Origin of the sequence: Paraplanobispora takensis, from assembly GCF_016863195.1 — a bacterium.
Lineage (GTDB): Bacteria > Actinomycetota > Actinomycetes > Streptosporangiales > Streptosporangiaceae > Planobispora > Planobispora takensis.
Map to the genome: position 1 here is coordinate 1 of NZ_BOOK01000008.1, position 22907 is coordinate 22907.

A 22907-nucleotide genomic window follows, 5' to 3' on the forward strand; every position below is an offset into this window, starting at 1 on the left:
GCGCCGCTCCAGGTGCCGGTCTCCACCGCGGTGCTGGCGGCGTAGTTGGTGGCCGGCTGCAGGGAGTAGATGAACGTATCAGCCACCGGCGCCAAACTCACCGACTGACCGGCAGCCAGCGCTTGGGACGGCGCCTGCCTCTGGGCTTCGGCATGACTGCGTTGGCCGACGACAGGAATCGACAGCAGGCACACCCCCAGCGCGATCGCCAGGCTCCGGCGCGACAGAGGCAACCATGACCAACCACCGCGCATGTCGGCTCCTTGGGAGGCTCACGGGGTACAACAGGCCCGGAGAAACACCACAAAGCTAGATCAACATCAGCAAGCAGGGACATACCGCACATGGTTGATCTATTGCTGCTGCTGATGGGGGAGCCCCTCTCCACCTCGCGCAGTACCCCACACCACCGGCACCGTGGTGCGCGGCAGCCTCAAACTGAGGCATGGATCACGGCGGGGGGCAGACATCGCCGATTCCGGAAGTAGGCTGCCAGCCCGGCTGCCTACTTCCGGATGCACCCTGCCAACCTGGCGGCTTTCGCGCTCCCGGCACCGGGCTGCCATCTACTGGCGCCCCGCGCTCCCACCGCAGGAGGTCGTTCGTGGTCCAGCTCCACCTTTGTTCCGGCATCGGCCCCGGTGACCCGGACGTGCCCGTCGTGGCGCTCGTCATCGACCGCGACGGCCTACCCGGCGAGCGCGCCCTGGACCGGCTGGGCATGTACTGCCATGAGTGGGAGGGCGGGTTGTACCTGCTGCAAACCGACGGCTGGGCCGAGCGTGTCCTTGAGGGCACCCGCCTGGTGGTCGACGTCGTGGTGTACCCGATTGGACTGCACAAGGTCGGTGTGGAGGTCGCGGCGTTCCCCAGCCGCTCGGCCATCGACCCGGACGCGCTCCTGGTGCTGCGTGCCGAGGCTGTGGTGGACCGGCGGGTGTACGCACAAGCGGCTCCCGAGACCCTGGTGTTCACCGCGGACCCGGGCCACACGCCCGATGACGCGATCGCCTCCGGACTATGGCCGATGGTGCTCGCGCCCCCACCCACCGAAACGGCAAACTAAGCCCGGACGAGACCCTGCCGTCGTGCCTGTTCCACCCTGCCGATCCCCCGCTCGTTGTACTCATCACTGGCAGCCTTCGTCCGGAACGGACACCTGTTGTTGCGCGCGGAATTGAGGGCAGGGAGGTCAGGCACCACCCTGCGGCGCGACTCGGCCAAGCCAGCGGCCCCGCCCTGGACCGAGTGGCGGTGAGGCGCCAGAGGTAGCGTGCCCGCCTGCCACACGGCGCCTGGATACAGAGCCCTGCCCGCCAGCCGGGTCGGGGGCTGAGGTGCGAGATAGCCGTCCCTTGCCCCGTACATGATCCAGAAGGCGTCGCTTGAGCCAGAGCAAAGAAGATTACTTCCAGCAAATCTCTTGTACTCAGTCAAAATTTGGCGCATCCTTCAAACATGAGCACGCGACACCTGCTGAACGACCTGGCCGCCATCTGCTATCCGGAACCGGCCTTCCCCGAAGAGGACCAGACACCGCCTGCCGAGCGGGACGCCGCACGCGCCGGCACCGAAGAGGCCCGCGCCGCCTTTCTTGCGCAGCTGGCCGCGGCCGAGGAGGGCAGCGGCCCGGACTTCGACCCGCTGCTGAACACCCTGGGAAACCTGGTCGCGATCAAGAAGGACGCCGACGAGAAGATCCGGCTGCTGCTGGCCTACGGACGCATCTACACCACCCCGCGCCCGCACACCCTGGAGGCCCTCGGCCAGGCCGCCGGGCTCACCCCCTCGGGAGTCAGCCGGGCCTTCGGCGCCGAAGAGATCCTCCAGGTCGGCGACCGCACCGGCCTGCGCCCGGCCGCCGCCGATGTCAGCGACCACCACCCCGAGCTCTTCCCCGAGGGCACCGCCAGCCAGAGGAGGTGCACCTGGGGCGGCAGCCGCACCAATCCGTGCACCGATGCGGCCAAGTACATCGTCACCGACAAGTCCGGCACCCGCTGGGCATGCTGCGACAGCCACCTGCCCGGCTACCTCCGCTCCCGCCCCCGCGCCTAATTGGCTGTGTCCGCCCTCGCCCGCTCCGGGAGGGGCGGAGCTAGCCGTCGCGGCCCGCCCGACCCTCGACGGCTCGGTGACGTCGCTGGCCGCTCGGTTGCTGCTCAAGGGCCACTGTCTGCTTTGATCTCTCGCCGCCGCTACAGCGAGAGATCAAAGCACAGCAGAGATCATCTGTTAGGAGCTCTTACTCTGTCGGGCGCGGTGGCGGTGCCGGGAGACGGTCGTTGATCGTCGGAGGCTTGCCGGTCGTGGTGGAGAACGGCTGCAGGGTGAACATGATCCGGTGGGTGTCGCTATGGGTGCTCTTGCGGCCTGCGCCTACCTCCACCACGCCCAGGCTCAGCTTGCCCTCACCTCCATTTTCCCGGGAGAGGGACTGTACAAACAACGGCCCTGTCTCACATTCGGTGGTGACGGAGTGTGCAGCTATCCGAGGAGGATGCGATGGCGAAGGAGGGTGAAGCCTGCTCGTCCATGCATCTGGCGGGCAATCCGTTTGGTCTTGGTGTTGACGCCCTCGGTGGGGCCGTTGCTGTAGGGCAGGGTGAGCGCGGCGATGACGGCGGCGCGATCTCGGTCCAGGCCCCGGGTGAAGGCGTGCAGATGAGGCAGTCCGGTTGCGCGGACCTGGACGATCCAGGCCGAGAGCCTGTCGGCATTGCCTTGGCGAGGTGTGAGTAGCGTGGCGAAGTCCCTGATGTTGACGGCCAGTTCAGTCATTTCTGGGCAGGCGGCGGTGAGCCGGGCCAGGAGGTCGTGATGTTCGCTCTTGAGGTTGTCGGGCCGGGTGAGGATCATGCGGGCGAGCCTGCGCGGGGAGATGTGAGGGCGGTCGGCGTCCGCGCGGCCTTGGTTGATGTACTTGTGCAGGAGATTGAGGCAGCCGGTGAAGCCGAGGTCCTTGATCTCTTCGAAGAGGTGCTTGACGGGGACGGCGGGGTTCTCGGCTCGGCGCTTGCGCAGGTGTTCGCGGTAGGGGTCGACGAGGCCGGCGCGGTATTTGGGGACGCGGAGCATCCGCTCGGGCCGGTCGGCGCGGGCGTAGCGTTTGACGGTATTGAGGGCCAGCTGGAGGCGGCGGGCGCATTCGAGTAGACCGACGCCCTGATCGAGGAGGCCGTGGACCTGGTGCCAGCGCTCCAAGGTGGTCTGCGCGCGGGGCCCGTCGTAGATGGGTGCATCCAGGACGCCGGCCCAGCAGCTGCTGTGCGCCTTCACCTCGCTGAGCGCGGCTTCGCACAGGTTGTGCCACAGGTGCCATCGGTCGGCGACCTGCACGGCGTCGGGAAGAGCGCGGTGGATGGCCTCGGCGTAGGTCGCGGAGCCGTCGCGGCAGATGATCTGGATGCCGGGATGATCACGCAGCCATGCCTGCAGGGTGTCGGCGGTCCGGTCGGGCAGCACGTCGATCCGCTCGTGGGTCTCGGCCCGGTGGGTAACGGGATCCGTAGGAGGGTGCGCAGGGCCGTGTGCCGCGACAGGCTCACCGCGAGTATCGCCAGCAAACGCGATCCCGCCCGGCCCGCTAACTCGTGGACCACGGCCTGGACCTGCTTGGTCAGGCGGGCGGTGCGGCGCTGATAGCGCTCCAGCACCCCGGGCACCTGCTCGCGGAAGGTGTGGCGGCAACCTCGCGTCGGGCACCTCAGACGCCGTACCCGCACGCGGACCACCACCCGCCGCCCATCGACCGGCACATCCATCACCGTCCGCAGCTGATAGCCGTGCACCCGCCGCGACGATCCCCCGCACGCCGGACAGAGCGCCTCCTGCTGCGGAGTCCTCGCCCGCACCACGACCTGCTCGCTCTCGGCGGCCACATCCTCTATGACCAGTGGGGACAGACCCGAGAACACTAGCTGCGCAAGCTCGTTGACATCCTTCACAGGAAGGTCAACGAGCCTCGCGACTTTCCGTCACCACCGAATGTGAGACAGGGCCTTCATTGGACAGACCCCCATGTCGGTCTGGCAGAAGGCGGAGGCGCTCGGCCGCGATGGCCGATAAGCGGCCGGGCACCGCTGCTCCGGCTGTGATCTACCGCTTTGAAGACAGGCTCCAAGGGTCCGTGTACGGAGCCGGTCGGCGCGCACCATGGATCCGCCGGCTCTCCTCCGTCTAATGGTGCGAGATACGAGGAGAGCCCTTGCACCCCGACCATCAGCGCGACTTCACCGAGTTCGTCGCCAGGCGATCCGACAGCTTGATCAGGCTCGCCTATGTCCTGACCAACGACCAGCACGCCGCCGAGGACCTGTTGCAGACGGCGCTGACCAAGACGGTCGCCCACTGGCGGCGCATCCGGGACAACCCGGAGGCATACGTGCGCCGGGTCATGTACCACGAACAGGTCGGGCGGTGGCGCAGCCCGCGCTGGGGCCGTGAACGCGTGCTCGAAGCGCCTCCCGATCACGGCGTGGCCGACCGCACCGGCGAGGTGGAGGCCCGCATCATCCTGGCCGAGGCGTTACGGATCCCGCCCGCGCGCAAACGGGCGGTGCTGGTGCTGCGCTACTACGAAGACCTCCCGGAGTCCGAGGTCGCCAAGATCATGGGCTGCTCGGTGGGCACCGTACGCAGCCAGACCCATCAAGCCGTCGGCCGCCGGGCTCACGGCGGTGACGGCGGCCGCGGTCACCGCCATGGTGGTCGCGACGGTGGTCCTGTCCTCCCCGGGCATCTCCGGCCCGGACACCGCGGCCGGTGTGGCGGTCCTGCCGGGCAACACCCCTGAGCAGCTGCGGCTCGTACGCGAGTGCATGCCCCGGGGCGGGCCGGTGCACAGCATGGACGGCGACTGGCGGATCGCCGAGCACGGGGCGGCTGAGGGCTTCCGGGTGCTGGCGGAATACCGGGACGAGGGCGGGAGCACTGCCCCGGTGGGCAGCGAGGCCGGTTTCGTGCTCTGTACGCCGACCGATCAGAAGGACATGGCCGAGCGTGCGGTCTTCACCCACTGGGGGTTCAAGCCGTCCGGGAACCTGGCCGGGCTCTCCGGTGATCTGCAGCCGGACGCGTACACCGGCCACACGCATTCGTACACCGTCGGCGAGCAGCGGTTGCAGAAGGACGACGTGTACCGGGTCGTCGCCGGGCGGGCCGGCGACGCCGTGCGGCGGGTGGAGGTCGACTGGGTGGGCGGGCGACGCACGTCGGCGCGGATCGCCAACGGGTTCTTATCGCACGGATCATCGGCAGGCCGGTGCGCGACTCCGCGGACCCTGAGAACGCGGAGGCCGCGACCCTGGAATCGCCGCCCGTCACGGTGACGGCGTACGGGGCCGACGGGAAGGTGCTGGAGCAGGAGAAGGACATCGCGTTCGGACCGCTGGGATGCGGCAGCGGCTGACGGCATCAGGCAGCCGCCGGAGCCGCGACAGGCCGGTGCCTCCCGGTCGCCGGTCCCGGCCGCGGTGCGGCCGGGACCTTACGCCGGGACTTTACGCCGGAGCCTCGCCCCGGAAGCCTCCGCCGGAGCCTCGCCCCGGAAGCCTCCGCCGGGCCCTTTCGCCGCCGCACCCCTCGCGTGGGCGAGGTCAGCGGGAGGCGTCGTCCAGCAGCGCGAGCTCGTCCTCGCCCAGGGTCACCTCGGTGGCCGCGAGCAGCGGGCGGAGCTGCTCGACGTCGCGGGCGCTGGCGATCGGCGCGGCCACGGTGGGCTGGGCGGCCAGCCAGGCGAGCGCGATCGTCGCCGGGACGGTGTCGTGGGCGACGGCCACCTTGTCCAGGGCCTCCAGGACGCGGGGCCCGCGCTCGGTGGCGAGGTACTCCGAGGCCTTGCCGGCGCGCGGGCTGTCGACCTGCACCCCGGACCGGTACTTGCCGGTCAGGAAGCCGCGGGCCAGCCCGTAGTACGGCGTGCTGGTCAGCCCGGCACCGGCCACCACCTCCCGCAGAGCGCCCTCGTAGCCGCGCTCGACCAGGTTGTACTGCTGCTGCACCACCCCGTAGCGGGCCAGACCCTCCCGCTCGGAGACGGCCAGCGCCTCGGCCAGCCGGTCGGCCTCGTAGTTGGAGGCGCCGATGTTGCGGATCTTGCCCTCGCGGATCAGCGCGTCGAACGTGGCGAGGGTCTCCTCCAGCGGGGTCTCCTCGTCGTCGAGGTGAGCCCAGTACAGGTCGATGTAGTCGGTCTGCAGACGGCGGAGGGAGTCCTCCACGGCAGCCCGGATGTTCGCCTCCGACAGCCCCGGACGGCTGTCCAGCATGCCCACCTTGGTCGCGAGCACGATCCGGTCGCGGTTGCGGCGCGAGGCCGTCCACTCGCCGATGATCGTCTCCGACTCGCCGCCGGAGTGCCCGGGAACCCAGCGGGAGTAGACGTCGGCGGTGTCGATGAAGTTGCCGCCCGCCTCGACGTAGGCGTCCAGGACGGCGAAGGAGGCCTCCCGGTCGGCGGTCCAGCCGAAGACGTTGCCGCCGAGGCAGAGCGGGAAGAGGTTCAGCTCAGAAAAGCTCATGGTCGCCACTCTATTGCCGAGTAGTCGCTCACTTTCGGGGCAGTCTCCGAGATCGACCGGACGTTATTATTTTCCGCGTCGATAAGACGGTCGGAGGCTCGCATGGCACCCGGTTCGCGGCTGCGCGGATTCCTCGTCGGCGCCGTGGTCGTGGTCGGGCTGTTCGTCCTGGTGGTGGCCGCCACGATCGCGCTGATCACCAACCAGCGCCGGCCGGTCGCCGAGCCCGATCCCCCCTCCGCCTCCGCCACCTCCGAGCGGCCGGACCGGAGCCCGGCCCCCGAGGACCCCGAGGGCATCGAGGTGGTCGGGGAGCGGAGACTGGGCGAGCGCCGCATGGAGCTGACCCTGCGCTCCACCGCCCTGGCCGACGTCACCAAGGTCCGGCTGCTGCTGCCCCGGGGCTGGTCCCGCGAGGCCGGGCGGACCTGGCCGTCGCTGTGGCTGCTCCACGGCGGCCTGGACGACTATCGGGCGTGGTCGAGGTCGGACGTCGAGCGGCTCACCGAGGACGCGCAGGTCATCGTGGTGATGCCCGACGGGGGCAGGTGCGGCAGCTACTCCGACTGGTACAACGGCGGCGACGGCGGCCCGCCCCGCTGGGCGACCTACCACCTCAAGGAACTGCTGCCCCTGCTGGAGAGCCGCTACGCGGCGAACGGGGAGCGGGCGATCGCCGGATACTCCATGGGCGGCCAGGGCGCGATGCTGTACGCCGCGAGCGGGCGGTTCAAGGCCGCCGCCTCCTTCAGCGGGGCCGTGCACACCCTGATGCCCGGGGTGGACATCGCCGTGATGCTCGGCACCACCGCGGGGTGCTTCGGCACCGACTGGAAGCGCATCTGGGGCGACCCGCGCGGCGACCGCGAGGTCTGGGAGCAGCACAACCCCTACCATCAGGCCGCCGAGCTGCGCGGGGTCGGCCTCTACGTGGCCGCGGGCGACGGGCGCAAGGGGGAGGGCGAGCTCTTCGGCGACATCACCGAGGAACTCGCCCACAAGGCGGCCACCGCCTTCGCCGGGCGCCTGCGGGAGCTCGGCGTCCCGGTGGAGACGCACTTCTACCGCGGCCGCCACAACATGACCTACTGGAACAGGGAGCTGCGCCGGGCGCTGCCCATGCTCCTGGAGTCCGTCGGCGTGAAGACCGGCTGAGCCGGGGATCGCCGGCGGGGATCGCCGCCGCGCCGGCCCCGGCCCGCCCCTCGCCCGGGCCGGGACCGGTCGTCCGCGGTCAGGCGGGGACCGGCTGCCCGGCCGGGCGGGAGGCGGGCGCGAGCCGGGTCTCACCGGGGGAGCCCTGCGCGTCGGCCAGCTGCACCAGCTCGTCCATCGCCTCCTGGATGTGCCCCATCAGCCGCCAGGCGTCCTCCACCCGCTCCGGGCAGGTGACGAGGCCGAAGTCGAGCGAGCCGTCGTAGGAGAAGCAGGTGATGTTGACCCCGCCGCTCACGTCGGTGAGCACCGACATCGGGTAGTAGGCCGTCATCCGGGCCCCGCACAGGTACAGCGGGAACTGCGGCCCCGGCACGTTGGAGACGATCAGGTTGACCGGGGGCGCCGCCATCGAGGCCAGCCGGAAGACCACGGGTGTGGCCAGCGCCGTCACCGTCGCCGGCACCATCGAGGACAGCTCGTCCGGCCAGTTCGTCGGGGAGCGGGCGAAGCGGCGCTTGGCGGCGCGCATCGCCGCGCCCACGGCCAGCAGGCGCTCGCGGGGGCAGTCGAGGTCGGTGGGCATCGGGGCGAGCATGGCCGACAGCTGGTTGCCCACCGTCTCCCGGGCGCTGGCCGTGCGGACCGCCACCGGGACCGCGGCGATCAGCGGCCGGTCCGGCAGCGCGTCGTGCTCGCGCAGCCAGGAGCGCAGGGCCGAGGCGCACAGGGCCATGACCACGTCGTTGACGCTGATCTCGAAGGCCCTGGCCACCCGCTTGACGTCGGCCAGCGGGACCGAGCCGTAGGAGAAGCGCCGCTCGGCGGTGATCGGGCCGTTGAACGGGGTGCGCGGGGCCGACAGCGAGGGCGGTTCGGGCAGGTTCCCGGCGCGCCCGAAGAGCCTGCGGGTCGCGGCGGCCACCAGTTTGGCGCCGGGCAGGGTGGCGGCGACCGGGATCACGTCGAGGTCGGCCGCGGCCCGGCCCAGGGAGCGCAGCACGCGCACCGGGTGGGTCGCCGAGCGGGCGAGCGCCCCGGCGAGCATCGTGATCGTCCCGGGGGCGGAGGTCGGCGCGCGCTCGGCGGGCGGATCGACCGCGCGGATCTCGGGGGTGAGGTCCAGCAGCGCGGCCAGGGTCTCCGCGCCGGAGATCCCGTCGACGGCGCAGTGGTGGACCTTGGCGTACAGGGCGATCCTGCCGCCGGTGAGGCCGTGGATCAGGTGCATCTCCCACAGCGGGCGGCCGCGGTCCAGGCGCCGCTCGTGGAGCCGGGCGACCGCGTCGGCGAGCTGGGACTCGTCGCCCGGCATCGGCAGGGTGGTCTCGTGCACATGGCCGGCGACGTCGAAGGACTCGTCCTCGGTCCAGTACGGGCGGTCGAGGCCGAAGGGCACGTCGGCCAGGCGCAGGCTCAGCGCCGGGATCAGGTGCAGCCGGTCGCGCAGCAGCGCGACCAGCGCCTGCCTCGTGACCGTGCCCGTCGGGGAGCCGGCCGGGTCCAGGACCGCGACGCCGGCGACGTGGGCGGAGGTGGTGGCCGATTCCGTGTGCAGGAACTGCGCGTCGAGCGAGGTCAGCTGGCGCATCGTCTCGGACCTCCGGGGTGAATAAGGCGGCAACGGATGACGGCAATCATCGCGCCGGTTCGTTTCCCCTACGTTTCACCGGTGCGACCGCAGGAGTATTTCAGATGAAATCAGCGGATCGGAACGCCGATTGTGGTAACACGTCTTGCCTGATCAACGGACATGCGCGCCGTACAGCGAAAACATTATCGGCGATCCGGGAAGGTGATATTCGTGTGTGGCAGACCTGTCAGTCATGCGTTTATCACCGTCACGGGATGGTGCGCGACCGCACCGAAGAGATAACCCAGTTCGTTGTACGGTGTGCGTTCGTCCTGGACCGTTCCGGCCGCGTCGGCGGCCCGGGCCAGCAGGGTGTGCGGACCGGTCGCCCGCGGGTTCCAGGTGATGTGCCAGCGTCTCCATGCCGCGGCGACGTCCGCCCCGTGCAGCAGGGCCCGCTGCCAGGTGAGGCCGCCGTCGAGGCTCACCTCGACCCCCGTGATCCGGCCCCCGCCCGACCAGGACCGGCCGTGCAGCACGTGCGGGCGACCGGCGGCCAGCGCGGCCCCCCAGGGGAGCTCGAAGGCGCTGCGGAGGTCCCGGACGGTCAGCGGTTCGCTGCCCCGCGCAGGGTGGTCGCCGCCGAACATCCGGTAGAACTCGGTGCTCCACGGGGAGGTCAGCGGCGAGGCGGAGACCTCGATGTCGCCCACCCACTTGATCGAGGCCAGGCCGATCCACGACGGGACGATCAGCCGGACCGGGTATCCGTGGTCGGGCGGGAGCGGGTGGCCGTTCATCTCGTAGGCGAGGATCACGTCGTCGAGCGCCTTGGCGATCGGGATCGCCCGCCGTACCCGCCCGTGGTCGACGCCCTCGGCGACGTAGGCGGGGTCGAGCCCGGTGGCCATCACGTCGACGGCGCCGGGCCGGAGTCCGGCCCGCTCCAGCACCGCGGCCAGCGGCACCCCGCGCCAGCGGGCCACCCCGATGCCGCCCAGCCGCCACGGAGTGCCGCAGACCTCCTGGCGCTGCTGGGTGGTGAAGAGGCTGCGGCCGTTGCCCGCGCACTCGATGGCCACATCACGCGTCACCGCCGGCATCGAGAGCAGTTCGCGGTAGTCGAAGGCACGCGGGGCCCGCAGCCCGGAGCCGTGCAGGAGCAGCCGCCAGGCCGTCACGTCGATGATCGGGGTGACGGTGTGGTTGCGCACGAAGAAGCGGTCGGCCGGCACGTGGTAGCCGATGCCGCGCATGGCCTCCCAGCGCATCTCGGCGTTGGTGTCGTGCACGACGAACAGCTCCGGCGGCAGCGGCTTGACGATCCCGTGGACGGGCGCCCTCCCTCCGGAGGCCGTCCCGTCCGGCGGGGACGTCCGGGCCGGATCGGCGGGCACGCCCGTGGCGGCCGCCCGGTCCGGGGTCGCCGTGCCTGCCCGGGTGGTCCGGCGGATCAGGTCGTCGTAGGCCATGTGGCACCTCCCCTTCCATTGTCATTCATTTCCTACCAGGAAACCATGTAATCCGGAGGAGGGGGAGGGAACCGCCTCCTAACCGCCGAGGAAGTCCAGCAGCCGGTCGAGCGGCCAGGCGTTGATCACGTCGTCCGCGGTCAGCCAGGCGCGCTGGGCGACGCCGACCCCGAAGCGCCGGTTCTCCAGGTGGGGGACCGCGTGGGCGTCGCTGTCGATGGAGAACTTCACGCCGTGGTGGCGCGCCAGCCGTACGAGGTCGGCGGGCAGGTCGGAGCGGTCGGGGAAGGAGTCGATCTCCATCGCGGTGCCGGTGCGGGCGGCGGCGCGGAAGACCTCCTCCCAGTCGGCGTCCACCGGGGGGCGCCGGCCGATCAGCCGGGTCGTGGGGTGGCCGATGACGTGGACGTGCGGGTTCTCGCACGCGGTGACGAAGCGCCGGGTCATCTCCTCGCGGGACTGGGTGAAGTGCGAGTGCACGCTGGCCACGCAGACGTCGAAGCCCGCCAGGATCTCGGCGGGCCAGTCGACCGAGCCGTCGGGCCCGATGTTGAGCTCGGCTCCGTGCAGGATCCGCATGTCCGGATATCTACCCTGCAGCTCGCGGATCCGCTCGCGCTGCTCCAGCATTTTCTCCAGCGTCATCCGGTGCATGGCCAGATCGGGGGCGTGGTCGGTCACCGCGTAGTAGGAGTGGCCGAGCGCGCGGGCGGCGGCGACCATCTCCTCCAGCGAGGCGATGCCGTCGGTCAGGTCGGTGTGGGTGTGCAGGTCGCCCTTGAGGTCCTGCAGGGTGACCAGCTCGGGCAGCGCGCCCTTCAGCGCGGCGGGGATCTCCCCGCCGTCCTCGCGCAGGGCCGGGGGGATCCACTCCATGCCGAGGGCCCGGTAGACGTCCTCCTCCGACTCGGCGGCGATCAGCCGGTCGCCGTCGAACAGGCCGTACTCGGAGAGCTTCCAGCCCTTCTTGACGACGATCTCGCGCAGGTGCACGTTGTGCGCCTGGGATCCGGTGAAGTACTGCAGGCCGGCGCCCCACGACTCGGCCGGGATCAGCCGCAGGTCCACCTGCAGGCCCTGCGGGGTGCGGATCGAGGTCTTCTTCTCGCCCGAGGCGATGACCTCCGCGACGTACGGCTGCGCCTTGAAGTCGTCCATCAGGCTCTCGGGGCCGACCGCGAGGATGTCGATGTCGCCGACGGTGTCCTTCATCCGGCGCAGGGACCCGGCGTAGGCGATGCGCTCGGCCCCGCCCTCCAGCGAGGCGATGATCCGCTCGGCCAGGTCCATCGCCACGCCGGTGTGCACCCGGGTGTCGGCCTGTTCGAGCTGCTCGACGCCGCGCAGCAGGTTCTCCTCCGTCTTGGCCCCGAAGCCCTTGACCCCCTTGAGCCGGCCCTGCCTGATCGCCTCGGTGAGGGCCTCGGGGGAGTCGATGCCGAGCTCCTGATAGAGGAAGACCGCCTTCTTCGGGCCCAGGGAGGGCACCCGGGTCAGCCTCCGCACCCCCTCGGGGACCTTGCCGCGCAGGTCGTCGAGCTGCCGGAAACCGCCCCGATGGAGGTATTCCTCGACCTTCTTGGCGATCGCCTCGCCGACCCCCGGCACGCTGCGCACGGGCACGGCCGCGATGTCCTCGGGGAAACCCGCGATGGCCTTGGCCGCCTTCTGGTAGCTGCGCACCCGGAACGCGTCGCCGCCCGTCATCGCGAACAGCTCGGCGTATTCCTCCAGGGCCGCGGCCACATCGTCATTCGCTCTCGCCATGGGCCCAGCCTAGAAGATCGCACCGACGTTTCCCCGGTTCCCCCTTGACTAAGCGGACTGTGGTCCGTATCTTCTCGAGAAGAAACGGACTACAGTCCGATTACTGTTCGGGAGGACGGACCCATGAGACTGCTGCACATCTCCGCCTCGCCGCGGGGCCCCCAGTCGGCGTCGCTGGCGATCGCCGAGGAGTTCCTCGCCGCCTACCGGCGCACCCACCCCGGCGCCGAGATCGACCGCTTCGACCTGTGGGACGGCACGCTGCCCGCCTTCGGCCCCGAGGCCGCGGCCGCCAAGATGGCCCTGTTCGCCGGGCAGACCCCCCAGGGGGACGCCTGGGACGCGGCGGTCAGGACGTTCGAGCGCTTCGACTCCTACGACGCCTACCTGTTCAGCGTCCCGATGTGGAACTCGGGCGTGCCCTACGTCCTGAAGCAGTTCATCGACGTCGTCAGCCAGCCCGGCATGGTCTTCGGCTTCGATGCGGAGACCGGCTACATCCCGCTTCTGAAGGACAAGAAGGCCGCCGTCGTCTACACCAGCGCGGTCTGGGCCCCCGGCCTGCCGCCCGGCTTCGGCGCCGACTTCCAGGCGCCGTTCTTCGACGGCTGGCTTCGCTGGGCCGGGATCACCGACATCACCGACATCCGCTACCACCCGACGGTGACCGGCGACGCCGAGCTGGAGCGCAAGAAGGCCCTGGCCCGCGCCCGCGAGGTCGCCGCCGCGTTCTGAGCCGCCCCGGCGGGCCGGGGGCCCGGTGTGGACGATCATGACCGCTCCGTCGGTGAACCGGTGCCGGCCCCCGGCCGGCCCGCCGGGGGAAGATCCTGTGCAGCCGTCCGGGCGGGTTCTCGACCGCGTGCCGCCCCAGGCACCGGTCGCCGTCGACGCGCACCAGGGGGATCCCGGCCGCCGCGAGATGGAGGGAGAGCTCGTTCATCTCGCGGTCGGCGGCGCGGGTCATGACCACCATGCAGGGGATGGCGCCGTCCCGCGAAAAGGGCGGCCGATGGGGATTCCCGTGACGGATTTCCGCGCCCGGTCCCGTACTGGATTTCCGTACGGTGATTCTGCGCGGTGACTTCCTGCCGGAGGGCCGGACGGCGGAACGAGGGCGTGCCGTCAGGTGACGCGCACTCACCCTCAGGCCACCGTCACCTCATCGGCCGCCGTGGCAGTCTTCGCGATAATAGACCTGGTCACCGGCTTACGCGCTCGCGAGCGCCTCGAAGGTCGCCCCCTCGATCTCCGACCACTCCTGCAACGACGCGGCCTCCCCGGCCGACATGGCGATCAGGGTCTGAGCCCGCTCCTGAATCGTCATGTGATCCACCCCCTTCGATGACGACACACCGGAACGGAACCAGAGGGGAATGCACTCCGGCCACGTAAAATTTCACACTTTTCCTGATTTTCCGGATTTATGGAAAACGCCGGAGCGATTCTCCGCAGCCGGCTGGACCCTGACACGGTGGCAGGGCGTAGAAAGGGATCATGGACACCGCGACGCTCACCGACCGCCTGACCCGGACCCTCGAACAGGGCCGGGCGCCCGACCTGCACGCCGTCGTCGCCGCCCGCCACGGCCGGGTGATCCTCGAACACTACGGCGAGGGCGAGGACTTCAGACTGAACGAGCCCCTCGGCCGCGTGCGCTTCACGCCCGACACCCTCCACGACCTCCGCTCGGTCACCAAGAGCGTCGTCGGCCTGCTGTACGGCATCGCCCTGGCCGAGGGCCGGGTCCCCGAACCGCGCGAGCCGCTGCTGCGCGGTTTCCCGGAGTATCCCGACCTCGCCGAGGACCCCCGGCGCGCCCGGCTGACGGTCGAGCACGCGCTCACCATGACGCTCGGCCTGGAGTGGAACGAGGACGTCCCCTACACGAGCCCGGCCAACAGCGAGATCGCGATGGAGCTGGCGCCCGACCGCTTCCGCTACATCCTGCAGCGGCCGGTCGTGGAGGAGCCCGGCCTGCGGAGGTCCTACTGCGGCGGCGCCTCGGCGCTGGTGGGACGGATCATCGAGAAGGGCACGGGGCTGGCGCTGCAGGACTACGCCCGCGACCGGCTGTTCGCCCCGCTGGGGATCGAGCGCTTCGAATGGTCCACCGGCGCGGACGGGGTGGCCATGGCGGCCTCCGGGCTGCGGCTGACCCCGCGCGACATGCTCGCGATCGGCCGGCTCGTGCTCGACGGGGGCGGCGGCGTCGTGCCCGCCTCCTGGCTGGAGACGGCGCTGCGCCCGCACGTGCGGATCGACGACGACTCCCATTACGGGTACCACTGGTACGTGGGCGACACCTGGGCGGCCGGGTTCGGCAACGGCGGCCAGCGCATCTACCTCGCGCCCGCGCTGGATCTCGTGGTCGCCGTCACCGCGGGGCAGTACGACCGGCCCGACCAGCCGGCCGCCTCGGTCGTGCTCGACGAGGTGATCCTGGCGGGGCTCCAGTCCTGACGCGCGACGCCGTACCGGGATGTTGGAGAATGCCGGGGTGAAACTCACAGACCTCCGCAATCTGGGCGCCAAGAGCGAGGACTGGCTGGGGCGGGTGGGCGTCCACGACGCCGGCGGGCTCGCCGAACTGGGTGCGGTGGAGGTCTACCGGCGGCTGCAGGACGCCGCCGTCCCGGGACTGTCGCTGAACGCCCTGTGGGCGATGGAGGGCGCGCTCACCGACATCGACTGGCGTCTCATCCCCGCCGAGCGCAAGGAGGAGCTGCTCGCCGAGCTGGCCGAGGGGTGAGCCGGGCGGGGGAGCCGGGCGGGGGAGCGGGCGGAGGAGCGCGGCGCCTTCCGGCCGCAGGTGTGCCATGATCGGTGCATGTCCGGGAGCGGAGCGGGTGGGGAAGACGGGCTCGCGCAGAACCGCGCGCTCTGGGACGAGCGGGCCCGCCTCCACGGCTCCACCGCCGCCGACCGGTTCTACGACGTCGAGTCGTTCCTGGCCGGCCGCCAGACGCTCTACGCGCTCGAACGCGAGCTGGCGGGCGACGTGACCGGCAAGGACCTGCTCCACCTGCAGTGCCACTTCGGCATGGACACGCTGAGCTGGGCCCGCCTGGGCGCCCACGTCACCGGCGTCGACTTCTCCCCGGTGGCGATCGAGCGGGCGCGCCTGCTGGCCGGACGGGCCGGGCTCACCGCGGCCTTCGTCGAGGCCGACACCCAGCGCCTGCCCTCCGGCCTGGCCGGCCGCTTCGACCTGGTGGTCGCCACCTACGGCGTCCTGTGCTGGATCGCCGACATCGCGGCGTGGGCGCGGAGCGCGGCGATGGCGCTGCGGCCCGGGGGCAGCCTGGTGCTGGTGGACCTGCACCCGGCCTACCAGTCGGTGGCCTCGCTCGACCCGCTGGTCGTCGACTGGCCGTACGGCGGCGGCGAGCCGCAGCGCGAGACGGTCAGCGGAACCTACGCCGACCCCGATCTGGCGACGCCGGAGCAGGAGACGGTCCAGTACCCCCACTCGCTCGGCGAGATCGTCACCGCGGTCGCGCGCGCCGGCCTGACGGTCAAGCACCTGGGCGAGCACATCGCCGCCGACTTCGACCCCCGCGGCATCCTCCCCCCGGACGAGGACGGCCTGTACCGCCTCCCCTTCGGCGACTCCCATCTCCCCGTCCTGTACTCCCTGCGCGCGACCTCCCCCGGCGTACGCCTGTCCTGACACCCGCCACCCGGCGCGACCGGCGCCCTGCGCGTCGCGTCAACCCGCGGGGGCCGGCTCGACATGGTGGCGGTCGTAGATCGAGGGCGGATCGTCCGGGTCGCCCGCCTGCCGTACCTCCGCCACGTGCGCCGGATGCTCCTCCAGCCACCGCCGCAGCCCCCGCAGTGCCCGCCCCTCTCACGACTGAATTCCCCATCCGTGAGAGGGGCGCCCGGATGTCAGCCCGCGGGGCGGCTCCAGAGCTGCGAGGAGTTGCCGTTGCAGAACCGCAGCTCCACGACCAGGCCGTCCTGCGAGCCCGGTGTGGCGACGCAGTGGCTCGCGGTGCCGGAGATCCTCGACCCCAGGAGGTTGTTGCCGATGCCGAAGGTCCAGTTCTCGTTGCTGATGTTGGCGCACCCCCACTGGTCGACGCGGGCTCCGTTGTAGGCCCCGTCGCGGACCTCCATGCAGTAACCGCTGGCCCGGTTCCTCAGGTGCATCTTGTTGCGGGGGAGGTACTCGATCAGCCACTGCTGGGCATGGGTCCCGTTGCAGGTCTGCTGGATGATCACATCTCCCTCCGCAAGGGTCTTCGGCTGGAGGCACTTGCCGTTCTGGACGCTCACCAGCTTGACGATCTCGCTCTCGGCCTGCGCCGGCGCCGCCGTCAGCCCGATGCCGGTCGTTACCGCCGCCGCGGACAACAGCGCGATGAGTGACTTCCGCATGAGGTTCCTTCTCTCAGTGATCGGCGTTCACGGTGATGGAGCGGTCCATCACCGGCTGCACGCCCTTCCGTGGCTTCTAGATCTGGGCGTTCCAAGCCGTTCCATCACAGAGAAGGCCGCGGATTCTCACCTCGGCCGGTGATCGACTTCTACGGCGTCAGGCATGGGGGCTCGCGCCGATCCCGGCTGCCTCAACAGCCCACCCGCGGGTGCGGCGGCGGGCGGGAGGCAGCCGGGGCCGGTCAAGCCGCGAAACCGGTCAGCACCCGCTCGGCCTGCTCCATCATCTCCCCGACGATCTCCGCCGCGGGCTTGATGTCGTGGACCAGGCCGACGCCCTGCCCCATCAGCCAGGGCATCTCCTCCCAGTCGCCCTCCGTCTCCGGGACCGGCAGCAACAGCCCGAACTTGCGCATGGCCGTCTCCCGCCCGCCGACGACCGTGGTGCCGACCTGATCGAGGGAGCCGAGATCGGCCGGGATCTCCGCCGGCCGGTCGCCCCACTCGGCCACCACGCGGTTGCGCTGCAGCCGCATCGGGTTGAACCGCGGAAACTCCGGCCCGAAGATCGAGGTGAGCACGGAGCCGTCGCCCGTGGCGGCGACCAGCCGCCGGTGGTGCTCGGGATGCACGCGGGCCTCGCGTGAGGCGACCATCCGGGTGCCGACCCACACCCCGTCCGCCCCCAGGCACAGCGCGGCGGCGACCTGCCGCCCATCCGTGATCCCGCCCGCGGCCAGGACCATCGCGCGCCCGCCCACGGCGTCCACGACGGCGGGCACGTTCACCATGGTCGGCAGGCCGCCGTAGTTGTGCCCGCCGGCCTCCCAGCCCTGGGCGATGACGACCTCGGCCCCGTCGTCCACGGCGATCCCGGCCGCGCCGGCGGAGCCGACCTGCTCCCAGACCGACACCCCGGCCTCGCGCAGCAGCTTCACCTGGTCCGCCGGCGGATGACCCCAGTGGAAGGAGACGATCGGCACGCGCTCGGCCGCGCACACCTCGACCAGCTCCCCGGTGGGGAAGAAGGTGATGAGGTTGACGTGGAACGGCCTTCCTCCGGTGCGGTCCCCGACCTCGCGGATGACCTCCCGGAGCCGGTCGGGGGACATGAGCGCGGCTCCGATCGCGCCGATGCCGCCGGCGTTGGTGACCGCCGCCGCGAACTCGGGCGTCTCAGCCACGAAGGCCATTCCGGCGCAGGCGAACGGGTACGGGTTGGCGTACCTGGCGGTGAGTCTGGTGGACAGCACGGACATGACGGCGTCCTCTCAGATGGGGCCGTGCAGCAGTTCGTGGAACCTCTTGTGGCTTTCGTAGGAGGCCGGAGGCCCTGCCTGGGCCCTGGCGGCCTGGGCCGTCACCGCCGCGGGCGGGTGGGCCGGCTTGCCGGGTTCGAACAGCCACGTCTGGAAGAGCGAGTCGAGCTGCTTGCCGGAGATCTTCTCCGACAGCGAGATGAACTCGCCGGTGTCCCCGTTGCCGTGCTGCTTGGTCCTGGCCCAGGCCTTGAGGATGGCGAAGAAGTCCTCGTCGCCGACCTCGCCGCGCAGCGCCTGCAGGGTCATGCCGCCACGCCAGTAGACCGAGGCGTAGAAGAGGAAGGGCGGGGTCGGATCGCCCGGCACCCTGACCCAGAACCGGGGGTGGTCGGCCGGGATGTCGTCGTAGATGGCGTTGGCCAGTTCGGCGGCGGTGCCCGTGCCCTCCTTCTCGGACCACAGCCACTCGGCGTAGGTGGCGAAACCCTCGTTCAGCCAGATGTCGCGCCACTGTTCGAGCGCGACGCTGTCGCCGAACCACTGGTGGGCGTTCTCGTGCACCACGACACTGACGTCGGGTCCGGACTCGAAGAAGATCGAGTCGTAGACGGGGTGCGACTGGGTCTCCAGCGCGAAGCCCACGTTCTCGTTGACGACCGAGCCGCCCATCGAGGAGAACGGATAGCGGCCGAAGACGCTCGACTCCCAGTCGATGATCTCGGCCGTGCGCTCGACGCTGGCCTTCGCGAACTCCAGGCGCGGGGAGGTGAGGCTCTTGTCGTAGGCGGTGGTCACCGGCAGGCCGGTGGACGAGCGGGCCCTGTGCACCTCGATGTCGCCGATGTAGAGCGTGGCCAGATACGTGGCCATGGGCTTGTCCATCAGATAGTGGAAGGTGGTCTTGCCGCGCGAGGTGCGCTGGGAGACGAGAACGCCGTTGCTGATCGCCTGCTTGCCCTCGGGCACGGTGACCGTGATGTCGAAGGTGGCCTTGTCGGCCGGGTGGTCGTTGCTCGGATACCACCACCAGGCGATCTCCGGCTCACCCAGCGCGAGCGCCCCGTCTGCCCGCTTGATCCACGGCCGGACGATGCCGGGCACCTCGACGGAGCCGGGGGTGCCCGCGTAGGTCACCTCGACGACGAACGGCAGGAACCTGGTCAGGGCCCGGGCCGGAGTGATCTCCAGCTCGTGCGCGCCCGTCCTGGCGAAGGCGGCCGTCCTGCCGTTGACCTTGACCTCCTGCACGTCCAGCAGGAAGTCGAGGTTGAAGCGGGTCAGCGTCTGCGAGGCGGTGGCCAGCAGAGTCGCCTTACCCTCCAGCCGGTCGGCGCCCGGCTGGTAGCCCAGCTTCAGGTTGTAGTGCTTGACGTCGTAGCCCCCGTTTCCGTAGTCGGGGAAGTAGACGTCTCCGATGCCGGGCGCGCCCGGGCCGCGGTCGGCGGCGGAGACGGGGGCGGACAGCGGTACGGCGAGTGTCAGGGATAGGGCGGCCGCCACGGCCGCACGCCTGATCGAGCGCGGGAACATGTCCCTCCTCGGGGGAGATCCGGTGCTCGCGAAGCTACGTCAACCGCAGCCAAAAGGCAGGGCACTTGACCGGAACCGGTCATCCCCGCGGTCAGGCGCAACGGCGGGCCGATCAGCGCGGAGACCGAGGCCGCTGTCACGACTGCGCATGATCTTGTATTGATCTAGTCTCAGTCTAGACAGACTAGACAGGAGGCTATATGGGTGGCTGGCAGGTTCAGGAGGCGAAGCAGCGCTTCAGCGAGGTCGTACGGCGAGCGGTGAGCGAAGGCCCTCAGGTGGTCACCCGGCACGGGGAAGAGGTGGCCGTGGTCATCGACATCGCCGAGTACCGCCGCCTCAAGGGGGAGACTCCCGACTTCGGGCAGTTCCTCCTGGAAGACCCCGACTGGAACGACGACATCGAGTTTCCCCGGAGCCGGGACCTGCCCCGAGAGGTGGACTTCGACTGATGGGCGTCGGCTACCTGCTCGATACCAACGTGGTCTCCGAAGTGCGCAAGAGAAACGGGAGCCCGCACGTCCGGGACTGGATCGGCGGGTCTCACGGGCCCACGCTCTACCTCAGCGCCCTGACGGTCGGGGAGATCCGCTGCGGAGCCGAGCTCCGCAGACGCAAGGATCCGGCCCAGGCGACCCTCCTGGAACGCTGGCTGCACACCCTCCACCGGCAGTTCGGTGATCGCATCGTCCCTGTCACTCCGGAGGTCGCGGAGGAATGGGGGCGGATGAACGCCGTCCGCCCGCTTCCGACGATGGACGGGTTGATCGCGGCGACGGCCAGGGTGCACGGATGGACCTTGGTGAGCCGTAACGTGAAGGACTTCTCGGGAACAGACGTGTCCGTGGTCGATCCCTTCGAGCCGCTCAACTGACCGGACAGGCGTCATCCGCGGGTGTAGCGGTGTTTGGCGCCGGGTGGGAAGCAGTCGGGGTCGCCGGTCTCGCGCAGGCGGATGTCGGGGGTCTGGCGGTGTTGCGGGACGTAGGCGGCGAACTCGCTGTTGAGGCGGAGCAGATGGGTCAGGATCGACTCGCCGGCGGCTTGGGCGATCTTGTCGGAGGGGGTCACACCGGGGGCGAGTTCGACGGTGACGGTCAGGCGGCGGTCGCGGTGCTCGTCCTCGACGGCCTCCAGGACGAACTTGCCGGTCACCAGGGAACTGACCTCCGGCTGCTCCAGGCCGATTGAGACGTTCTCCGGGTAGACGTTGGCGCCGTAGTAGGACACCGTGAAGTGGCTGCGGCCGAAGACGTGGGCGAAGGGGTGCCGCGGGCCGGTGGCGGCGGGGCGGAAGCCGTGCTCGCCGAGGAAGGCGAGCATGCGGTCGTACGGCGTCAGGCCGCCCTCGTCGGCGATGTGATAGCGGATCAGCGGGACGCCGTTGTCGCCGGAGAACAGCAGGGTGCCCTCGTGCTCCTCGAAGAAGCGGACGGCGGGGTCGTACTGGACGAGGGTGGGCAGACGGGAGGAGCCGAACAGCCGCCCGGCGACCTCGGGGCGGGCGGACAGGAAGCGCCGGATCTCGACGGACAGCGGGGTCTCGTTGCCCAGCACGCCCGCGTCGGCGGTGCCGTACAGCGAGGCGGTGTCGCGGACCGGGTCGGTCATGCCGGCGCGTTCGGCGACCAGGGTGCGCCACTCCTCGCTGAACACCTCTCCGGCGGTGACGAGCTTGACGCAATAGTCGGCCCACGGGACGCCCCGGGCGGTCCCGGCGTCGATCACGTCCTTGAGGAACGGCGGATAGCCGAGCAGGACGACCTGGTCGAAGTGCGGGGCCAGCTCGGGGACGACCCGCAGGATCTCGCGGCGGTCGCTGCCGGGGGCGACCACGGTGATCGGATAGCCGCGGTCGGCCAGGTGACGGCAGCAGGCGGTGGTGAACAGCCCACCCACCCAGGTGCCGAGGGCGAAGCAGACCACGGCGAGGGTACGGCGGCCGCGGGCGTCGAAGGCGTCCCGGAAGACCTCCTCGAAGCGCTCGGCGATCACCTGCTCGTCGGCCGTGGAGCGGGCCCAGAACGTCGGCGTCCCCGTCGACCCGGACGACACCGCGATCATGTCCCCGATCGTGCCGTCGCGGCAGAGGTCGGGCAGGGGATGACGGCGGACGTAGTTGTCCTTGGTGGTCAGCGGCAATCCCGCAAAATCCTGATATGTCCGGACGCGTTCCGGGTCGACGCCGTGCTCGGAGAGGAACACGCGATAGGCGGGCACCGAGGCCGCCACCCGGTGGAACAGCTCGACCACGCCGTCATGAGGATTCACCAGCCGACTGTACGGCCCGGCCCTCGCGCCCGGCCAGGACCCGCTCCGCGTATTTCTACCGTCGCCGAACGCGTACGGCGACACAGCGGACACGCCCCGCGTTGACCAGGATTTCCGGCATGTCTCTTCTGATGAGAACCCTCGTTCACAACCGGATACCGGCCTCCCCCGAGGAGGCCCTGACGGCCCTGCGGGAGGTGTCGGACACGCTGCGCCGGGAGGGCGACGCCCGGGCGATCTTCCCGGACGTCTACGCGGTGATCACCGAAGGGGTGGTCGACGGCATGGCGGCCGGCCTGTTCAGGCATCCGGAGTTCATCTCCCGGCTGGCCGGCCGGTTCGCCGCCCGCTATCTGCAGACGCTCTCCTGGTCGCTGTCCGGCGCCCCGCAGGACTGCGCCGCCTGGTCCGTCGCCTACGCGCAGGTGGGCAGGCCCGGTGTGGCCGCGCTCCAGCACGCCGGACTGGGCATCAGCGCCCACATCAACTTCGACCTCGCCCTCGGCATCGCCGAGGTCATCGGCGAGCTGGCCCCCGGCCGCGACCCGGGGCCGATGAGCGTCTTCAAGCACGACCACGACGCGGTGAACCGGATCCTGGAGGCCGCCATGCCCGTGGTGATGCGGCTGCTCGCCGAGCGGTACGGATGCCCGGTGGCCCCGCTGTTCACCGGACCCCTGGGCGGGCCGGCCGGGCGGCAGTCGCTGGCGGTGATCTCCCAGTGGCGGGAACTGGTCTGGCGCAACGCGCTGGACCTGCTGGAGGCCGGAGGTTCCGAGAGGAGAAGGCGCGCCGTCATCGAGCGGATGGACCTCAACTCCCGGGCCGTCGCCCTGCTCATCACGGGCCCGCCCCTGGTGGGACCGGTCCTGTCCCTCATCCGCCGCATCCCCGGGACGCGCCTGCCGGGGATGCGTGTCCTTGCCACGTCTGCGGCCTGAGCACCGTCCTCCCCGGCGTATCGCGAGCT

At 70.6% G+C, this 22907-nt stretch carries 22 protein-coding genes and 1 pseudogene; 12 read left to right on the plus strand and 11 right to left on the minus strand.

Annotation, left to right across the window (positions count from 1 at the left end):
- On the minus strand, nucleotides 1-254 hold a 254-nt coding region (locus Pta02_RS06730; protein WP_203873821.1), incomplete at its 3' end, for a hypothetical protein.
- Between the two features lie 350 nt (nucleotides 255-604).
- On the opposite strand from Pta02_RS06730, the gene Pta02_RS06735 reads away from it, so the two are divergent.
- Together Pta02_RS06735 and Pta02_RS06740 are read left to right on the plus strand one after the other, a co-directional pair.
- A complete protein-coding gene (locus tag Pta02_RS06735; RefSeq protein ID WP_203873822.1) occupies nucleotides 605-1066 on the plus strand; it encodes a hypothetical protein in 462 nt (153 codons plus the stop codon).
- A 392-nt stretch (nucleotides 1067-1458) separates the two neighbouring features.
- A complete protein-coding gene (locus Pta02_RS06740; protein ID WP_203873823.1) occupies nucleotides 1459-2058 on the plus strand; it encodes a hypothetical protein in 600 nt (199 codons plus the stop codon).
- Nucleotides 2059-2245: 187 nt separating this feature from the next.
- Here Pta02_RS06740 and Pta02_RS42275 read toward each other — a convergent pair whose 3' ends face one another.
- Both Pta02_RS42275 and Pta02_RS06745 read right to left on the minus strand, forming a co-directional pair.
- Nucleotides 2246-2449: a trypco2 family protein gene (locus Pta02_RS42275; RefSeq protein ID WP_373872348.1), complete on the minus strand. Its 204-nt coding sequence runs from the start codon at nucleotides 2447-2449 to the stop codon at nucleotides 2246-2248.
- 38 nt (nucleotides 2450-2487) lie between these two features.
- Nucleotides 2488-3947 (minus strand): annotated as a pseudogene (locus Pta02_RS06745) (ISL3 family transposase).
- A 260-nt stretch (nucleotides 3948-4207) separates the two neighbouring features.
- Here Pta02_RS06745 and Pta02_RS06750 point away from each other — a divergent pair.
- The gene (locus Pta02_RS06750; RefSeq protein ID WP_203873824.1) at nucleotides 4208-4795 is read left to right on the plus strand and encodes a SigE family RNA polymerase sigma factor; all 588 of its coding nucleotides are present in this window, start codon (nucleotides 4208-4210) and stop codon (nucleotides 4793-4795) included.
- On the plus strand, nucleotides 4704-5330 hold the full coding sequence (locus Pta02_RS06755) for a hypothetical protein (RefSeq protein ID WP_203873825.1): 627 nt from the start codon (nucleotides 4704-4706) through the stop codon (nucleotides 5328-5330). The genes Pta02_RS06750 and Pta02_RS06755 overlap by 92 nt, the downstream gene beginning before the upstream one ends.
- A gap of 267 nt (nucleotides 5331-5597) precedes the next feature.
- Here Pta02_RS06755 and Pta02_RS06760 read toward each other — a convergent pair whose 3' ends face one another.
- Entirely contained in the window at nucleotides 5598-6521 is a 924-nt protein-coding gene (locus tag Pta02_RS06760) for an aldo/keto reductase (RefSeq protein WP_203873826.1), read from the minus strand.
- Nucleotides 6522-6623: 102 nt separating this feature from the next.
- On the opposite strand from Pta02_RS06760, the gene Pta02_RS06765 reads away from it, so the two are divergent.
- Complete coding sequence (locus Pta02_RS06765; RefSeq protein WP_203873827.1) at nucleotides 6624-7676, plus strand: alpha/beta hydrolase; 1053 nt, start codon at nucleotides 6624-6626, stop codon at nucleotides 7674-7676.
- A gap of 79 nt (nucleotides 7677-7755) precedes the next feature.
- Here Pta02_RS06765 and Pta02_RS06770 read toward each other — a convergent pair whose 3' ends face one another.
- The 3 genes from Pta02_RS06770 to polX all read right to left on the minus strand — a co-directional run bounded on the left by Pta02_RS06770 (nucleotide 7756) and on the right by polX (nucleotide 12488).
- Entirely contained in the window at nucleotides 7756-9267 is a 1512-nt protein-coding gene (locus Pta02_RS06770) for a WS/DGAT/MGAT family O-acyltransferase (RefSeq protein ID WP_203873828.1), read from the minus strand.
- A 233-nt stretch (nucleotides 9268-9500) separates the two neighbouring features.
- Entirely contained in the window at nucleotides 9501-10721 is a 1221-nt protein-coding gene (locus Pta02_RS06775) for a sulfite oxidase (RefSeq protein ID WP_203873829.1), read from the minus strand.
- Nucleotides 10722-10799: 78 nt separating this feature from the next.
- Nucleotides 10800-12488, minus strand: a complete 1689-nt coding sequence (gene polX / locus Pta02_RS06780; RefSeq protein ID WP_203873830.1) for a DNA polymerase/3'-5' exonuclease PolX — start codon at nucleotides 12486-12488, stop codon at nucleotides 10800-10802.
- A 123-nt stretch (nucleotides 12489-12611) separates the two neighbouring features.
- On the opposite strand from polX, the gene Pta02_RS06785 reads away from it, so the two are divergent.
- The 4 genes from Pta02_RS06785 (at nucleotide 12612) to Pta02_RS06800 (ending at nucleotide 16161) form a co-directional block, all read left to right on the plus strand.
- Nucleotides 12612-13223: an FMN-dependent NADH-azoreductase gene (locus Pta02_RS06785; protein WP_203873831.1), complete on the plus strand. Its 612-nt coding sequence runs from the start codon at nucleotides 12612-12614 to the stop codon at nucleotides 13221-13223.
- Nucleotides 13224-13985: 762 nt separating this feature from the next.
- Nucleotides 13986-14951, plus strand: a complete 966-nt coding sequence (locus tag Pta02_RS06790) for a serine hydrolase domain-containing protein (protein WP_203873832.1) — start codon at nucleotides 13986-13988, stop codon at nucleotides 14949-14951.
- A gap of 37 nt (nucleotides 14952-14988) precedes the next feature.
- The gene (locus Pta02_RS06795; RefSeq protein WP_203873833.1) at nucleotides 14989-15240 is read left to right on the plus strand and encodes a TfoX/Sxy family protein; all 252 of its coding nucleotides are present in this window, start codon (nucleotides 14989-14991) and stop codon (nucleotides 15238-15240) included.
- A 78-nt stretch (nucleotides 15241-15318) separates the two neighbouring features.
- Complete coding sequence (locus Pta02_RS06800; protein ID WP_203873834.1) at nucleotides 15319-16161, plus strand: class I SAM-dependent methyltransferase; 843 nt, start codon at nucleotides 15319-15321, stop codon at nucleotides 16159-16161.
- A gap of 221 nt (nucleotides 16162-16382) precedes the next feature.
- Here Pta02_RS06800 and Pta02_RS06805 read toward each other — a convergent pair whose 3' ends face one another.
- The 3 genes from Pta02_RS06805 to Pta02_RS06815 form a co-directional block, all read right to left on the minus strand.
- Nucleotides 16383-16874: an RICIN domain-containing protein gene (locus tag Pta02_RS06805; protein ID WP_203873835.1), complete on the minus strand. Its 492-nt coding sequence runs from the start codon at nucleotides 16872-16874 to the stop codon at nucleotides 16383-16385.
- 242 nt (nucleotides 16875-17116) lie between these two features.
- Complete coding sequence (locus tag Pta02_RS06810; RefSeq protein ID WP_203873836.1) at nucleotides 17117-18133, minus strand: NAD(P)H-dependent flavin oxidoreductase; 1017 nt, start codon at nucleotides 18131-18133, stop codon at nucleotides 17117-17119.
- 12 nt (nucleotides 18134-18145) lie between these two features.
- The gene (locus Pta02_RS06815) at nucleotides 18146-19666 is read right to left on the minus strand and encodes a M1 family metallopeptidase (protein ID WP_203873837.1); all 1521 of its coding nucleotides are present in this window, start codon (nucleotides 19664-19666) and stop codon (nucleotides 18146-18148) included.
- 200 nt (nucleotides 19667-19866) lie between these two features.
- On the opposite strand from Pta02_RS06815, the gene Pta02_RS06820 reads away from it, so the two are divergent.
- Nucleotides 19867-20118, plus strand: a complete 252-nt coding sequence (locus Pta02_RS06820) for a type II toxin-antitoxin system Phd/YefM family antitoxin (protein WP_203873838.1) — start codon at nucleotides 19867-19869, stop codon at nucleotides 20116-20118.
- Complete coding sequence (locus Pta02_RS06825) at nucleotides 20118-20540, plus strand: type II toxin-antitoxin system VapC family toxin (RefSeq protein WP_203873839.1); 423 nt, start codon at nucleotides 20118-20120, stop codon at nucleotides 20538-20540. The genes Pta02_RS06820 and Pta02_RS06825 overlap by 1 nt, the downstream gene beginning before the upstream one ends.
- 11 nt (nucleotides 20541-20551) lie before the next feature.
- Here Pta02_RS06825 and Pta02_RS06830 read toward each other — a convergent pair whose 3' ends face one another.
- Nucleotides 20552-21937 carry a phenylacetate--CoA ligase family protein gene (locus Pta02_RS06830; protein ID WP_239129758.1) on the minus strand — a complete coding sequence of 462 codons (1386 nt, stop codon included), beginning with the start codon at nucleotides 21935-21937 and terminating at the stop codon, nucleotides 20552-20554.
- A gap of 131 nt (nucleotides 21938-22068) precedes the next feature.
- On the opposite strand from Pta02_RS06830, the gene Pta02_RS06835 reads away from it, so the two are divergent.
- Nucleotides 22069-22878 carry a DUF5995 family protein gene (locus Pta02_RS06835; RefSeq protein ID WP_203873840.1) on the plus strand — a complete coding sequence of 270 codons (810 nt, stop codon included), beginning with the start codon at nucleotides 22069-22071 and terminating at the stop codon, nucleotides 22876-22878.
- The last annotated feature ends 29 nt before the right edge of the window (nucleotides 22879-22907 follow it).